Below are 14,044 nucleotides of genomic sequence, written 5' to 3' on the forward strand. Positions count from 1 at the left end.
GGCGAACAGAACCGATCACGGAGTGAGCGCGAGCGCGCCTGCGCCTACGCGGGCAGCGCCGGGAACACGACCACCGAGCCGTCCCGGTCACGGGCGATCTCGATCTCCACATCCGTCGGGCGTCCGTTGAGTGCGACGCCGTCGCCCAGGCGACGGATCTGGTACGCCGCGCGCAGGAGTCGGTCGACCTCACCGGTCGTGAAGACTGGGCGCTTGCTGTTCGGGCGCGCCAGCTCAAGCGTCGACAGGCGCACCAGCACACCGGCGATGTCCGACTCCAGCTCGTTGAGACGCCGCTCGTCGTCCTTGAGGGCACGGGCGAAGTTCTCGAACAGATTGTCCGGCTCGCTCTGGGCTCGCTCGACTGCCTGGAGAATGTTGACGCGTCGTTTCAACGCCATGGCCAGCTCCGCCAGTTCGACGTGGGTGCGGAACGTACCGCCCTGGTCGTCCACGCCGGGGAACGACTCGGTCAGCGTGCCGATATCGACGGGCTCGCCGGCGGGCAGCTTGTCCAGCGCACTCCGCCAACGGGCCAGACGGATGTCGGCCTTGCTCAGTGCCGTGTCGATGGTGTGCACTGCCGAATCGAGTCCCAGCGAGACACCGAGCCTGCCCTGGTCGAGCAGGATGGCCGTGGCCTTGTCGATGGCGGGACGGCAGCCATTGAGCGCGCTGTGCTCGTCGTCGAGTTTGTCCGCCTGAAGCTGTTCCAGAAGATCCGTGATGTGCTCGATGGCCTGCTGCCGCTTGCGGTCGGCGTGCGCGCTCACTCCGACGGCCACCGCCATGAGCACAAGCGGAGCGGCCACGGTGAACACCGTGCCACCCGCGGCCGCGGCACCGGCGGTCGCCCCCGCGCCACCGACCGTGCCCGCCGCCGCCGCTCCGCTGACCGGCACAAGTGTCGCCTTGGCGGCGATCTGGCGCGTCGTCGAGTGCACAAGGTCGCCGTAGAACCCGCCCGTCGATCCCTTCGGCTCCATCCAGCGAACCAGCCCCTGTCCGAACTCGGCGGCGACCTTCGCCGGCACCACCACGCGGCACAGCATCTCGCCGGAGGCCGTCGCGTTGGCGGCCGTGGCGGAAGCCTTAGCGGACTCGGTGATGAGCTGCGACAGGTGCTGCGCCAGGGGACTGGCGGAATCGAGCGGGATACCACGGCTGCGGTCCAGCTTGTCGGGCAGCGGATGCGCCTCGAGCGTGGCGATCGGCTGTTCGGCCAACGCGGCCAGTACTCCCCTGAGTTCATCCAGCCGCTCAGTCGTCATCGGCCCGTCCCCGAACACCGCCGGTACCTGGACATCACGTGTCGCCAGCGTCCAGACCGGAACCTTCGCCGCCTTGCGATAGTCGATCATCGTCCCCCCAACTCATTCCCACGTCAGTCCTGGGCTGACGTCCCAGCAGAACGGTATAGCCGAAGCACGGCATCTTCTGTCACTCGATCCCCATCGACCACCTCTCGGCACAGCGGGGCGGTGCAGGCGACGCGAGCACAGCGACCGGCGCCCACTCAGTGGCTGGAGCCGTGACAGCCGAACACGGGTCGGCTCCCGCGGCGACGAGGATGCGTGCGATCTGAGGCCGGTGCTCGACCACCGCCTCCCACAGCGCGGTTACCTGCTGGCGCCCATGTACGACCTGACGGCACGGATCGCCGCCGCGCTCGCCCCCGCCATCCTGGTCATGACCGGCGGGTACCACGGCAAGGCCGTCCTCACCACGGTCCTGCGCGACGAGCGGTTCCACAACATTGCCGCCTTGGTCGTCGGCGAGGGCAAGACAAGGGCCTCGGAAAAACTTCGCGATGTCCACCGCCGCCGATCCTGCCATAGGTGATGTGGTGCGATGCCGGCCACAGGCACTCCGAGCACGGCGTCTTCTTGCGCACCACGAACAGCGCCCCTCCGTGCAGACGCAGAAAACGCCCCATGGCAATTTCGTCAACGAGCCCGATCCACGCAGCGCCCCTGCCGGAGAGGACGGGGCGGCGAAAAGCGGCGGGGCCTGCTGCGTCGGAGCACGGCACGGTGTCATGCGCATAGACTTCGCCGCTGACGGCGGCGTCGGCCTACACCTTCGGCTCCGTCCCTCCCCGCCGATGCGAGGCTGATCCACTACCGCCCGAGGCCAGGACGCCGTCCAGTTCGCGCGGTACCGCGTCCCAGTCGGCGGCGCCGCCATATGATCGCAGGCGATGGCCAGTCGTCTACAACCTTGGGGGGCGCCTCGTGCCGCAACTTGTCCGTGAGCAGTATGTTGATGTTTTCGTGGGTTACCACGCGTTCTCACTGCAGGAATCCGACGACGCCTATCTCGAAATGGAGTTTCCGGACGAATTCGACTTCGGTACCTTCCTGAGCACTCATCCCGGGCGCTTGGACATCACGAGCGCCGGCCATACCCATACCGCCTCTCTCACGGTCGAGGTATGGGACGGGCCGGCGCCTGTGCAGGACGCCGCCGGGTGGGAAGAGCAGGCGGATGCGGACTTCGAGTCGGTCAGCGGCCAGGTCGCAGTGTGGTCGATGAGCCTGGGCCGACTCGATGACCTGATCCACTTGGCGGACTCGGGCGGGTCGTGGCGCGTGCGTGTCAGTTCCGCGGGCCGAGCCGAAGTCGAAGCCTTGGCCGAGAGCGAGGAGAGCATCAAAGGAGTCGAGCGCTACCTCGTGCAGTTCTGGCCTGCCGGTTTGTAGTCGCCGCCGTGCCGCTTCGGGAGCGACCGGTCGCTCCCGAAGCGAGACGCATCAGCCGGTGATCCTGACGATGAAGCCGTCGTTCATACCGTCGAGGATGCGGTTCTTGCTGTAGAAGCTCTTCAGGATGCTCCCACCAGCCTGGTTGTCTTCTTTGGCGATGGGCTTCACCGAGAAGTTGAACTTCCGCGCCTCAGGGTCGTAGTAGTTTTCCGCAGCGCCTTCATACGTACTGGCGAAGGGGTATTCGTCGCAGTCCCGCGTCCCACCGTGGGTGTACCCCTCGCCCCAGTAGCGCCTGCACTGCTTCTTCGCCGCAGTGCGGTTGTCCTCGTTCCGTTTCGCGCTCACTGTCCGGTGCAGCGGAGCCTTGACAGTCTGACCGGGCACTTTCTTGGCCGACATGTACGGTTTGGTGTCCTCTGGATGCGTGAACGCCGTCTTGATGTGCTGGGCTTCGGCGCGTTCCTCCGCACCCGCCTTCGCGCTCAGAGTCAAGGACGCGTAATAGCCGAAGCTGGCCGCGCCCTTCTTCGCGGGGTTTCCGCCACCGGTGGAGTTGGGCAGATAAGACGCCGCGTCCCATACGGGTGCGAGCATAAACAGCTTGCCGCCTGTGTTGCCGCTCAGCTGCCAGGGAGCCGGCGGTTTAAAACTGACCGCTGGCTCGTAGACCGCGGCCAGCAGGTCCTCGCGTCCACTTCCTTGGCCTGGTTTGGCGTTCATCGTGTGGTGAAACGTGCGCAGCGCTTTCAGTTGCGTCCATGTCTTGGTGCCGGGCATGCTTCCGCCGTGTGTGAAGTGGGCGCCGGACGGCCAGGTCTTCGGGGTAGTTCCCTTGGTGCTGATGGGCATGGTCAGTGCCCCGGTCCTGCCGGTCACCTCGAAATCGGTGTAGTAGTACTGGTAGTCGATGGTGCGACTGTTCTTGACGATGGTTCCAACGACGCGCAGATTGAACATACTGGCGCCGGAGGGACGGCCGTTGACGAGCCACTCCTGTACGAACGAGGCGCCGTCACACACAGCAAACCGCGACTTCACGAAGAACGGGTTGTCGGTACCCAAGCCCTTTTTACACTCGTCGAGCGTCATCTTCCGCGACGGCTCCGGTGCCGTCGCCCCCGGTCCGGCGGCGCCCGCCGCCCCCCTTACATCATCGCTCGACGACGCGTAACCGGACGCCCGACGCGACACGGGCGTATACCCAGCTGCCGGCCCCCTCGTCTCTTGCGCCAGCAGCGCGCCAAGACCAGCCCGACCCGTCAACTGCCGCAACTTCTGGCGTCCCTGGGGAGTCGCCAGTTCCTGCAACGATGACTTCACCTCACCGAGCGGCAGAACGTACGACTCCACCCGCAGCTCGTCGCGCTGCTCCGCGCTCGCCAACGCCGGCGAGGTGGCGGATACGACAACGAGTGCCGTAAGTGCCGTCAGCAGCCTGCGGCCGGACGGCCACCATCCGGTACTGCCCATCTACAGACCCCCCAACTCGTGCGCCGTCGGGTCTCACCTCCGACGGCTGGTCAGCACACAGACTTACGAACATACGAGCGAGTTCATGATTGATGAGCTGGACTTGTCCTGATCACCACGGCACTTTGTCCGAGATCATCCGGGCTGGGTGGAGAGCGAGGGCGACGGCCGTCGGCTTACAGGGCGCTGAGCGGCTGCTTCGGCTCGAAGACGTTCTGCGGGGCGCTCGGCTGGGAGGCGGGCGCCGAGAGAAGAACCCGTGCCAGGTCGCGCCGTATCCGGTCGGCTGCACCGCGGACCTGGACGAGGACGTCGCCACGCTCGGCGACGAGGCGGTCGTAGACAGGAGTCTGTGGGAACAGGGTAAAGGTCCCTTCAGTGGGTGGTTCGCCGGGCTAGTGCTCTGACCGCATAGGTTCGCCGGGTTGGCGGTCATGACGGTTGGATGTGCGGTGACGTCCGAACCGACCGCTGGAGGTGCGGTGGCCGAGATGAGAATTCCGACGCCTCACATCTCGTGCGACCGTTCGGGGTCAAGTGGCGTCAGACTGCAGCGCGGTGTTGTTCACCCATACGAGTGAACGAGGGGTGATCGGCGTGCAGGGTTCCCCGCCACGTCCACGCTGATCACGGTGCGAAGGCCGCACAGCCGAAGGGAGACCAGCGTTGGGGATCGAGTCGCTGTTCAAGAGGAAGCTGCCGTACGAGGACTGGCCCAAGGACTACGACCACGTGGCCAGCGACATGGCGAAGGCCGCCGGAGTGGGGGTGGCGCGCGTGCGGTGCCACCGCAACACCTGGGACTACCTGGCCCAGCAGGTCCCGCAGCACAAGAGGGGCGGCCCGTCATCTGCCGTGGACGTCGTGGACAACGTCTTCCGCGCGCCGGCGGAGGAGGACATCACCACCGAGGCGGACGGCATGGTCACCGTGCCGCTGTCGGGCAGCACCCTCGCCGCGGTACTGCACTTCTGCTCCAACATCCAGGACTGGCCCTACCGCCCGAACCACGCCTACAACCAGCTGGACAAGGCGATCGGGCGGCGGGTGGGTGCAGCGATCTCGCAAGCCATGCAGAACGTCGTACCCGCGGCGGACGCCTCCGGGGCGACGGCGGTCGTCTACCTGGACGACAAGATCACCGCGAAGGACGCCACGGCGTGATCTGGGCGTAGATCCGTACGACAGGCGTTCACTCGCGCGTCCCGGAAACGGTCGTTTCCGGGACGGCCGCCCGCCGGGGCCGGCGGAGCACGGGAGGCGTCCCGGAACCGGCGGGCGCGGCGGAGAAGCGGGATGGGTATTCGGGGCGGGCCGCATCGTGCGGCCGGGCGGGGAACACGTGGACGGCCACTTGGACGAGATCGCCCGCGCCGAGCTCATCGAGCGCGAACCGTGCCCGCGCTGCGGAGCGGCACCCGGATCGGCGTGCCGGGCCAACTCCGGCGTCGTGGCCGTCGATTACCACACCGGCCGGTACACCAAGATCCTCGGACTGAAGTCCGGGCCCGCGATCCGCATCCCCGCCGCCCGCGGCCCCGGCCGGCCCTGGCAGCCCGGCCCCGAGCCCGATCCAGGCCTGCTGGCCGCGCGGGAGTGCACCGGCGACCGGATCGGCTACCGCCCGCGTCTCCAGCAGGGGCCAGGACCTCGCCGGACAGGTCCGCGCCCTGAAGGAAGCTGAGTGCGTGCGCATCTACGTAGAGAAGGTCGGCACCCGGGAGAAGATCCGGCCGGAGTACAACGCCGAACCCGCTCCCGCCCCACGATGAGGAACACCATGAGCGCCACCACCAACGGCACCTGCCCGGAGTGCACGAACTGGGCCTACGCGAGCAGCCAGCCCAACTACGACCACATCCACGCGGTCCGCGCCCTGCCTGACGAGGACCACGAAGACACCCACCTCGTCCTCCACGGCTTCGCGACCGGTTTCGCCTCGGAGAGCGTTCCCGGCCTCGCACAGACCTGGGTGTTCTTCGAGCACCTGGAGCCCGCCCTGGTCTTCGGCCGGGCCGGACGGATGTCCGTGCACGACATCACCAGCTACGGCGTCTACCGGGCCGCCCGCGAGGTCCGCTTCGACTACGACACCGGCCGGCAGGTCACCAGCCTGTACGTCACCGGCCGCAAGCTTGACCGTAAGGCGGGCGAGGAGAAGCACTTTGCCCGCTGGACGCGGGGCGTGAAGCCCGACTCGGCGCACTTCGAGGACCCGGCGCGATGCCGTTGACCCTGCCTCGCCGGTACTGGGTCGGCGGCTGGATCGCCCCGCAGAACCTCGCCCAGTCCCTCGGGCAGGCCACATGACCGCGCCGACGCCCGGCGCCATCCACTCCCTGTCCGACCCTCTGCCGCATAAGGTGACCGACGTGATTGTGCTGCCGCCGCACCGCACCAAGGACCACGGCGCCACCCCCGCGCTCGCCACAGCAGCGTCCGCTGCCGGAACGGGAGCGATCAGTGACTCTGTGGCGGCAGGTCCTGGCTGCGCTCACCGACGACACCCTCGACGACGCGGAGCGCGAAGCCATCGTGGCTCGTGGCGCCGTCCAGCCCGCCGTCCGCCGCGTGCCCGAGGGCGAGCAGCCGACCCCCGACGCGGTCCTGGACGTCGCCTTCCACGAGTTCAACCTGCTCCTCACCGATGAGCAGGCCCGCGCCGCCCTCCGCGAAGTCGGCCAAGCGCGTGGGTGACCCGGATGGCCCTGACGGCGTTGAAGAAGGCGTGACCACGACGATGCGGCTCACGCCGCTCATCGGCGTGCAGCGCAGCGGCAGTGAAACGGTTCCGCGCCCCGAACTGGAGCCGATTTTCACCGCGCTCGCCGCCCGGTGGGCCAGCGCTGGCCGGGCCGTGCCCGGCCGGCCGGATGAGGAGTGGACGATCCTCGCCCGCCGCTACCCCTGGCCTGGGCGCTGACCGCGCGGTGCGGGCACGGCCCCCACCGCCACCCGCACCGCACCCCCAAGGAGGCCGCCGGCGCTGTACGGCGCCGCGCTCCCCGGGCTGCCGGACCGTCACCGTGGTTGGGCCCCGGTCCGGCAGCCCCACCAGTCCACCACCCCGGCCAGGCCGTACGGAACACCACCCCGGCAGCAGAACGAAGCCCTGGTCCCGAGGGGGAGACCAGGGCTGCCGGTCACGGTCCGGGAAGGGGAACCGCCGAGCCGTTGACGCGGCCCCGACGCCAGAGCGCGGAATCGGGGGCCGCGGACTGCACCGGCCCGACGTGGGGGTCCAGACCAGTACACGTGTCAGACGTTTCAACGCCACCGTGCCAGCAAGGACACGATCGTCGTCAACAACGGCAGCACCTCCGCCTCTGCTGAGACGATGCCCTCATGCAGCCGCTGCCCGCCGTGCCCCGCCGACCAGGTCCCCGACGCCACCGCCGTCGACGCCTTCAACGACGCCTACCGGCAGGCCAAGCAACAGCACGCGGCATTCGTCGCCGTCGAGAACCAGGGCCGGCGCTGGACCGTGAAGGCCGACGCGCTCACCGCCGACCCGGACCACACCGTCGCCGACGACGCGTACGACGCGATCCGCGCCGCCGTCATCCGCCCGATCCGCGCACGGGAGATCCGCTCCGACTCCTCCGCCGGCCCGGTCTACTTCGTGCTGTACGACGTAGAGACCGAGCACCGGGCCCGCGAACTGGCCGCCGCCCTGCACGCCGCCCTCTACGGCGACCTCGAGCCCCTCACCCGCGCACGCCTGGTCCTTCCCTGTGTCCGCCGGCGGCCGCCGTTACGTACGTCTGCGCGTCGTAGGCGGAGGGAGCTGACAGGACGGCGTCGCCGGCCGCGCCGATGAAGTGCACGCCCCGGCCCGGAGTGTTCTCGGTGACCGTGTCCAGGACGGCTCGCTTGATGGAGGCGGTGACCACGTACGCGTTCGGGGCGTCGGTCACCGGCACGGCGGACAGATCCTCCAGACCGGCGTAGTACACGCTCCTCGCGGTTCCGGGGACCGTATGGTGGGCCAGGTTCGGCACGGTGGCCGCGGTGCGGGCCGCGAACGCGAGGTCGTCGTCGCGCAGGCGTTCGTCGGCGAACGTCACCGCGGTCACCGGGCCCCGCTGGGCGGCCAGGCACGCGAGTGTGGTGAGTCCAGCCCGGCCAGGTCCGCGCTGACCGGACGGCCGTCGATCCGGCTTGCGACCGCTTCGGCGAGCGCGGCCTGCACCACCGGGGCCTGCTCGCGAAGGTGCACCCGCGGGTAGGAGACCGGCTCGTACCGCTGCACCGCCGCCTTGTCGCAGTCGAGCGGCAGCACGTGGCCGCCAGCACCCGGCGCACGTCGCGGAACAGGCTCCGGCCGGCGAGTACATCGGGCTGCCCGAAGGCGAGATGGGCTGCGAGCGCGGTCACGTCGATGGGGGCGCCGTCCAGCGCCGCGAGCGAGGACGCGGCACTCGACCACCACATGCCGGCCGCGTCGGTCCGGTAGTACACCGGGTGCTGCCCGGCCAGGTCCCCGATGACCGCCAGCATCTCGCCGCTGCGGGCGATCACGAGGTAGGAGCCGGGCCAGCGGGTCAGCGCCCGCCAGTCCTTCGCCCGTACGACCGGCAGCGCGTCGCGCAGCCGGGCCTCGTCGGCGCCGCACTCACCGATCACCGCCAGCGCCGCCTTCCCGTCGCTCACCGCGCTGATCCGGGCCGTGGGCCACCCGCACGTCCACGTGCAGTCCAGGCCGGGCACCGCCCGGCCCCCGGCGGGCCGCATCGTGGGCCCGGCGGCTCCTGACCACCCCGCGCTCCACCTCATCGCCTGTCCCTCCTGCTTCTTCACCGGCGTGTATGACGAGGCGAAGGCACCGGGCCGCCGCCCGCCCTCGTGCCCCGGCACGGGAACGAGCAGGCCCGGCGCCTCCTTGCCGAGGTTCCCTGCGGGGCCCCGGCGTTCGCGGGTCAGACGTTCTTGTACTCGGTGTCGTCGGCGGTGTCGAAGTTGTTGGTGCCCAGCGTCACCGTGGCGACGGCGCCGGCGTCGAGGACGACGGGGGCCTGGTAGAGGGGGGCCTGGTAGAGGGGGGTGGGGTTCTCACCCATGGCGGACTTCCTTCCGCTCGCTGCCCGGCTGTCTGTGTCACCGGGCCTGGTGACCAGCAGTCAATGCGCAGACACGAGTTGTGGGCAGATGCCAGAATGTCTGCCATCTGTAGGCCAGTTGTGAACCAGCACGACGGACGATCGGGCCGGACATGACCATCGCAGAGCGCATCCGCGCCGCACGTGAAGCACGGCGGCCCAGATGCAGCCAGGAGAAGCTCGCGGACGAGCTGTCGGTGGCGCGCTGGGGGAAGACGGGGTTCTGCGACCGGCAGCAGGTCTACCGGTGGGAGAAGGGGTTACGGGTTCCCCGGGTGTGGCTGCCGTTCATCGAACAGGTCCTGGGTATCGATCTGTCCGAGGACAATGGGGCCAGTTCGCCGATACCGTGACCTCGGTCATGCTCCTGGGAGGCAGCGACGTGGACCGACGACAGTTCCTCGCGGCATCCGCCGCGGTCGGCCTGGCCGCGCTCGACCTGCCCGACGCCGAGGCCGTCACCCGCCGCGCGAACCGGCCCGGCCCCGTCGCGGTCGGCTCGGGCGAGGTCGCCGCGGTCCGCACGATGACCACCACCCTCGGCGACGCCGCCTCCGAGCTCGGCGGCGGTCACGCACGCCACCTGGCCGTGCGGTATCTGACGGTGGACGTGAAGCGGTGGCTGGACGGCCGCTACACCGACAAGACCGGCCGGGAGCTGTTCGCCGCGACCAGCGAGCTGGTGCACCTGATCGGCTGGATGGCCCGCGACGAGGGCCACCAGGGCCTGAGCCAGAAGTACCACCTGCACAGCTACCGGCTCGCCGCCGAGGCCGGCGAGAACGAACTCGCCGCCACCGCCCTGCGCGGACTCGCCGACCAGGCCATCGACCTCGGCCACATCCCCACCGCCGTACGGCTCGCCGAGGCGTGCGAGCAGCGCGGACGGAAACTGACCAACCCCAAGGCGCTCGCTTACTACCGCAACACCTACGCCCGCGCGGCAGCCGCCGACGGCGACCACACCACCGCCGCGAAACTCCTCGCCTCTGCCCAGGCAGCCATCGAGCACGCCCCCGCCCCGCCCGGGCAGTCCTGGGCGTCCCACTACAGCCACGGCCGGTGGGCGCACGAGTCCGGCATGATCCACGCCAAGGTCGGCGACCTCGCCGCCGCCGAGGAACACCTCCACCTCGCCCTCGACATCCACGGCCTCGACCGCAAACGCACCCGGGCGATCGTGCTCGCCGACCTCGGCCACGTCCAGCTCAAACGCGGCAACACCGAGACCGCCCTGGCCACCTGGAGCGAATTCCTCGACTGCGCCGACGGCGTGCAGTCCGTAAGGATCCACGACGGCCTGACCAACATCGCCGCCCGCCTCCCCAGGATCGCCGACAGCCCGGCCGCCACCGAACTCGGCGAGCGCATCACCGCCCGCGCGTAAGGAGACCCTGACCACTGCCGAACAACCCGCGGACCCCGCCCGCCGAGGCGATCTGTTCGTCCGCAGCATCGACGAACGCCCAGCGACTGGCCGACGTCTTCCTCGGCCGGATGGCGGAGGACGGTCGGGTGTCGGGACGCGTGCATGTTCGCCGGAGGACGCGCGTTCGGTGCAGCGGGCGGTTCGCTGCAGGGCCGGGTACCGGGCGGTGGGGCACCGGGGGTGTTGCGGAGTGCCGTCGGCTGCGGCAGCGTGCGCAGGCCGGTTGGCCGACCCGCGCACGGGCCGGCTGTTCGCGTGAAGAGGCTGGGGCGGTACCGGTTGCCCGGCGGCGGGGTGGGGCGGCGCCGGGGGCTGCGGTGTCGGGATGGCCGCGGCCCGCGTACCGGGGGCGGGTCAGGCGCTGACGGGTGCGCGGCCGATCGTCCGCAACAGGTCGAGCCGGTCTGCGGCGAGGTTGTCTCCGGGGATGCGCAGCCATTGCCGGTAAGTGCGGGTGTCGCCGGGCTGGGCGAGGTCCTCGCCGCGTTCGTGCCGTATCGGGCAGACGCGCGGCCGGGTGGCCGCACCGCGCCCCGGCCCGCACCGCCCGTCTCGCCCACCCGACGGCCAGCTCACCATCCGCCTACACGAGCCCCGGCCACCGGTGGCTCACCGCGCTTCGCCACCCCGACGCAGCCCACCCACCCCCGCGTCCCCTTCTGCGAAGAAGCGGTCGGCCGCGGGCCGGAGGCACGGCTCGGCGCCTTAAGACCGTGTCCTATGTGGTGAGGCGTCGTTGGTCCGTTCATGGGGCGGGGTACGTGGAGTTGGATTGTTCCGGACGGGTTGTGGGAGATCGCGAAGCCGCTGATCCCGCCGTCGAAGGTGCGGCCGCAGGGCGGCGGAACGCAAGACACCCCTGATGAGACGCTGTTCGCCGCCATCATCTACGTCCTGGTGTCCGGCTGCGCCTGGCGGGCGTTGCCACCCTGCTTCGGGATATCGAAGTCGACCGCCCACCGGCGGTTCCTGATCTGGTCGAGAGCCGGTGTCTGGGGCCGGCTGCACGAGGCCGTGCTGCACCAGCTCGACGACGTCGGCCTCCTCGACGTCACCCGCGTCGTCCTCGACACCGCCCACGTCCGCGCTAAAAAGGGGGCGAACTCACAGGTCCGAGTCCCGTGGACCGGGGCAAGCCGGGTTCCAAGATGCACGTCCTGTCCGATGCGAACGGCCTGCCCCTCGTCGTCGGCGTCTCGGCCGGCAACACCCATGACAGCGAAGGGCTGAAGCCCATGGTCGAGGGTCACCAAACGAGACACGACCCCCACCGCGGCCGGCACTTCAAGCCCCAGCGCCTGCATGCGGACAAGGCCTACGACCGCGCTGACCTGCGCCGATGGCTACGAGGCAAGCGCATCGGAGTACGCATCGCCCGAAAAGGCATCGAGTCCAGCAAGCGATTAGGGCGCCGCCGCTGGGTCATCGAGCGCACCATGTCCTGGCTCTCCGGCTACCGCAGACTCAGCCCCCGCTACGAGCGCGATCCCCGCAACTACCTGGCCTTTCTCGGACTCGCCGCCGCCCTCTGCTGCTACAAGCGCCTTGTCCGCCTCACCACATAGGACACGGTCTTAAGCCGGCCAGGAGCGGAAGTGGCGCGGCGCCGGTCCAGGGGCGGGGCGCGGCGGCAGAAGTGCTCGGGGGCTCGGCCCCTCCGGTGGGCGGGAGGGGCCGAGTCCGGTCCGTCAGCAGGTGGCGGCGAGTTCTTCGATCTGATCGGCCAGCCGCTGGTCGGGGGGTAGAACTCCCCGCATTCCTTGTCGGCTTTGAGGCATTCCGCGGCTTCACGCAGGGCGTCTGCCCAGGAAGGCCGCGGCTGGTGCGGGCGGGTGTTGCGGTGGGCGAAGGGGATGTCGAAGTCCAGGTCGAGGGCTTGGCCCAGCCAGTGGCCGGCATCCCTGAGTTCGCTGCGGCGTTGGTGGAACAGGTGCAGGCGGTAGGCGGCGGTGGCGCTGCCGGCGCCTGCGGCGTACTGCCACTACCACAGCGCGCCTTCGAATTTCCGGCGTGCGGTGGCTTTCGTCCACCGGCCACCCGGGGCCGAGCCCAACCGTGGTAAGGGGCCGCTTCGCCCGGGACTGAGGTGGTCTCTCCTGGCCGAACACGCGCAAGTCGACCGGTGATTGGCGGGATCTGTACGCTCCTGGTTCTCATGACGCGGCGCACGGTGTGACGTACCGCAGAGCAAGAGCGTGAATGTCCGCCTTCGCTTCCCTCGCAGGACAGCTTCGTAAGCCTGATCTTCCCTACCATAAAAGCGTGCGGTGATGATTGTTTTCCGACGAAACGAATTCGTGGGGGAACGAACGCATCGCCCGGTCATCCGCGCTCCGGTCGGTGACTAGCATGAGCGGCGATCCACAACCGGAAGGGTCGCCGTCCTTCGTTCGGCCGCTCTTCCCTGGCATCGGTGATGCTCAGTCGTCCACCCAGCCCCGTATGCACGGACCGAGGGACCGCGGAATGTCTATGTCAGCTCGCCGCCGCCGCCAGCGCCGAAGCGCGGAAGGGGCGGCGCCCGTCTCGCTGTTCGCGATCCTGGCCGTCACCGCCGCGGGCGCCGCTACCGCGGCCGTTCTCGCTCCCGAGGACGGCCGGCGCTGGGTGTGGGGCGTAGTGGCCGTCGCCTGGATCTGCATCGCGGTGGTGGTCAGCCGGGCCTCGGTCCTGGTAGGCCGGGCTCACCGGCGCGCCGCCGCGCAGGGCAGTGAACTCGAGCAGGCCAGGAACGCGTTTCGGCATCAGGCTGCCGAGACGTCCCGGCTCGTCGACGTGATTCTGCCGGACGTCACCGAGCGGGTACGCAAGGGCACCGGCGTCGAAGAGGTGCTGTCGACGATCACCCTCCCTTCCGACCCGCACCTGCAACGGTTGCTGCGCGTCTACGGCACCGAGCTGTCCGCATCGATCGGACGCTCCCTCGCCGCGGAGTCCGGACTCGAAGCTGTGCGCGCCGGGCTGGAACGGGACACGGCCGAGCTGAGGCACGTGACGGAGGAAACGCTCCCCGCCGCCGTCGCCCTGCTGCGGGAGGGCAGTTCCGCCGATACGGTGCTCGCCAGGTTCGACTGGCCGCAGAACGTGCTGCTGCGGTCGTCGGCCGAACGCTTCGTCCGCGAACTGGCTCACAGTGAGCGGCGTTCCGCCGCCGCGCAGGCCGCGTCCGCCAAGGCCCTCAGCCGGGTCCAGGCCAAGACGGTCAGCATGCTCGCCGATCTGCGCGAGATGCAGGAACGGCACGGCGAGGAGGTCTTCGGCGACCTGCTGCGTCTGGACCACAGCACCTCGCAGCTGGGTCTGATGACCGACCGGCTCGCCCTGTTGATGGGCGGCCG

At 69.6% G+C, this 14,044-nt stretch carries 16 protein-coding genes and 1 pseudogene; 13 read left to right on the forward strand and 4 right to left on the reverse strand.

The genetic code is table 11. The annotated features are described in order from the left end of the window. Positions 1–44: 44 nt before the first annotated feature. A complete protein-coding gene (locus tag ACZ4K2_RS35670; protein ID WP_467480626.1) occupies positions 45–1,361 on the reverse strand; it encodes a hypothetical protein in 1,317 nt (438 codons plus the stop codon). A 274-nt stretch (positions 1,362–1,635) separates the two neighbouring features. On the opposite strand from ACZ4K2_RS35670, the gene ACZ4K2_RS35675 reads away from it, so the two are divergent. Next, entirely contained in the window at positions 1,636–1,842 is a 207-nt protein-coding gene (locus tag ACZ4K2_RS35675) for a hypothetical protein (RefSeq protein WP_467480624.1), read from the forward strand. Positions 1,843–2,234: 392 nt separating this feature from the next. Then, the gene (locus tag ACZ4K2_RS35680) at positions 2,235–2,702 is read left to right on the forward strand and encodes a hypothetical protein (RefSeq protein WP_467480622.1); all 468 of its coding nucleotides are present in this window, start codon (positions 2,235–2,237) and stop codon (positions 2,700–2,702) included. A 51-nt stretch (positions 2,703–2,753) separates the two neighbouring features. Here the strand turns inward: ACZ4K2_RS35680 and ACZ4K2_RS35685 are convergent, their stop codons facing one another. Then, entirely contained in the window at positions 2,754–4,178 is a 1,425-nt protein-coding gene (locus ACZ4K2_RS35685) for a NucA/NucB deoxyribonuclease domain-containing protein (protein WP_467480620.1), read from the reverse strand. Between the two features lie 125 nt (positions 4,179–4,303). Here ACZ4K2_RS35685 and ACZ4K2_RS35690 point away from each other — a divergent pair, with 125 nt between their 5' ends. The 7 genes from ACZ4K2_RS35690 (at position 4,304) to ACZ4K2_RS35720 (ending at position 7,998) form a co-directional block, all read left to right on the forward strand. Then, entirely contained in the window at positions 4,304–4,585 is a 282-nt protein-coding gene (locus tag ACZ4K2_RS35690) for a hypothetical protein (RefSeq protein ID WP_467480618.1), read from the forward strand. A gap of 259 nt (positions 4,586–4,844) precedes the next feature. After that, positions 4,845–5,342, forward strand: coding sequence for a hypothetical protein (locus ACZ4K2_RS35695; protein ID WP_467480615.1), 498 nt, complete (start codon positions 4,845–4,847; stop codon positions 5,340–5,342). A gap of 178 nt (positions 5,343–5,520) precedes the next feature. Continuing rightward, the gene (locus tag ACZ4K2_RS35700) at positions 5,521–5,862 is read left to right on the forward strand and encodes a zinc finger domain-containing protein (RefSeq protein WP_467480614.1); all 342 of its coding nucleotides are present in this window, start codon (positions 5,521–5,523) and stop codon (positions 5,860–5,862) included. A gap of 96 nt (positions 5,863–5,958) precedes the next feature. Next, positions 5,959–6,411 carry a hypothetical protein gene (locus tag ACZ4K2_RS35705; protein WP_467480612.1) on the forward strand — a complete coding sequence of 151 codons (453 nt, stop codon included), beginning with the start codon at positions 5,959–5,961 and terminating at the stop codon, positions 6,409–6,411. Between the two features lie 230 nt (positions 6,412–6,641). Then, positions 6,642–6,875 carry a hypothetical protein gene (locus tag ACZ4K2_RS35710; RefSeq protein WP_467480611.1) on the forward strand — a complete coding sequence of 78 codons (234 nt, stop codon included), beginning with the start codon at positions 6,642–6,644 and terminating at the stop codon, positions 6,873–6,875. Positions 6,876–6,906: 31 nt separating this feature from the next. Continuing rightward, on the forward strand, positions 6,907–7,101 hold the full coding sequence (locus ACZ4K2_RS35715) for a hypothetical protein (protein WP_467480609.1): 195 nt from the start codon (positions 6,907–6,909) through the stop codon (positions 7,099–7,101). A gap of 414 nt (positions 7,102–7,515) precedes the next feature. Beyond that, a complete protein-coding gene (locus ACZ4K2_RS35720) occupies positions 7,516–7,998 on the forward strand; it encodes a hypothetical protein (protein ID WP_467480607.1) in 483 nt (160 codons plus the stop codon). A 252-nt stretch (positions 7,999–8,250) separates the two neighbouring features. On the opposite strand, the gene ACZ4K2_RS35725 is transcribed toward ACZ4K2_RS35720, so the two are convergent. Together ACZ4K2_RS35725 and ACZ4K2_RS35730 are read right to left on the reverse strand one after the other, a co-directional pair. Further along, the gene (locus ACZ4K2_RS35725) at positions 8,251–8,460 is read right to left on the reverse strand and encodes a hypothetical protein (RefSeq protein ID WP_467480605.1); all 210 of its coding nucleotides are present in this window, start codon (positions 8,458–8,460) and stop codon (positions 8,251–8,253) included. A gap of 637 nt (positions 8,461–9,097) precedes the next feature. Then, complete coding sequence (locus ACZ4K2_RS35730) at positions 9,098–9,238, reverse strand: lasso RiPP family leader peptide-containing protein (RefSeq protein WP_467480603.1); 141 nt, start codon at positions 9,236–9,238, stop codon at positions 9,098–9,100. 152 nt (positions 9,239–9,390) lie between these two features. Here ACZ4K2_RS35730 and ACZ4K2_RS35735 point away from each other — a divergent pair, with 152 nt between their 5' ends. The 4 genes and pseudogenes from ACZ4K2_RS35735 to ACZ4K2_RS35750 form a co-directional block, all read left to right on the forward strand. Then, positions 9,391–9,630 (forward strand): helix-turn-helix domain-containing protein, encoded by a 240-nt coding sequence (locus tag ACZ4K2_RS35735; protein WP_467480601.1) that lies wholly within the window; start codon positions 9,391–9,393, stop codon positions 9,628–9,630. Between the two features lie 29 nt (positions 9,631–9,659). Next, on the forward strand, positions 9,660–10,664 hold the full coding sequence (locus ACZ4K2_RS35740; protein WP_467480599.1) for a tetratricopeptide repeat protein: 1,005 nt from the start codon (positions 9,660–9,662) through the stop codon (positions 10,662–10,664). Between the two features lie 789 nt (positions 10,665–11,453). Next, a protein-coding gene (locus ACZ4K2_RS35745) for an IS5 family transposase (protein WP_467480596.1) occupies positions 11,454–12,271 on the forward strand; the annotation gives its coding sequence in 2 pieces (ribosomal slippage) (positions 11,454–11,796 and positions 11,796–12,271; 819 coding nt in all). Positions 12,272–13,172: 901 nt separating this feature from the next. Next, positions 13,173–14,044: pseudogene (locus ACZ4K2_RS35750) on the forward strand (ATP-binding protein); the annotation flags it as partial.

The organism is Streptomyces sp. NPDC025833, assembly GCF_055558055.1.

Bases quoted from the DNA above. Each gene is read 5' to 3' on its own strand.
- ACZ4K2_RS35670 (WP_467480626.1), bottom strand. From the start codon at position 1,361: ATGATCGACTATCGCAAGGCGGCGAAGGTTCCGGTCTGGACGCTGGCG.
- ACZ4K2_RS35675 (WP_467480624.1), top strand. From the start codon at position 1,636: ATGTACGACCTGACGGCACGGATCGCCGCCGCGCTCGCCCCCGCCATC.
- ACZ4K2_RS35685 (WP_467480620.1), bottom strand. From the start codon at position 4,178: ATGGGCAGTACCGGATGGTGGCCGTCCGGCCGCAGGCTGCTGACGGCA.
- ACZ4K2_RS35705 (WP_467480612.1), top strand. From the start codon at position 5,959: ATGAGCGCCACCACCAACGGCACCTGCCCGGAGTGCACGAACTGGGCC.
- ACZ4K2_RS35720 (WP_467480607.1), top strand. From the start codon at position 7,516: ATGCCCTCATGCAGCCGCTGCCCGCCGTGCCCCGCCGACCAGGTCCCC.
- ACZ4K2_RS35730 (WP_467480603.1), bottom strand. From the start codon at position 9,238: ATGGGTGAGAACCCCACCCCCCTCTACCAGGCCCCCCTCTACCAGGCC.
- ACZ4K2_RS35735 (WP_467480601.1), top strand. From the start codon at position 9,391: ATGACCATCGCAGAGCGCATCCGCGCCGCACGTGAAGCACGGCGGCCC.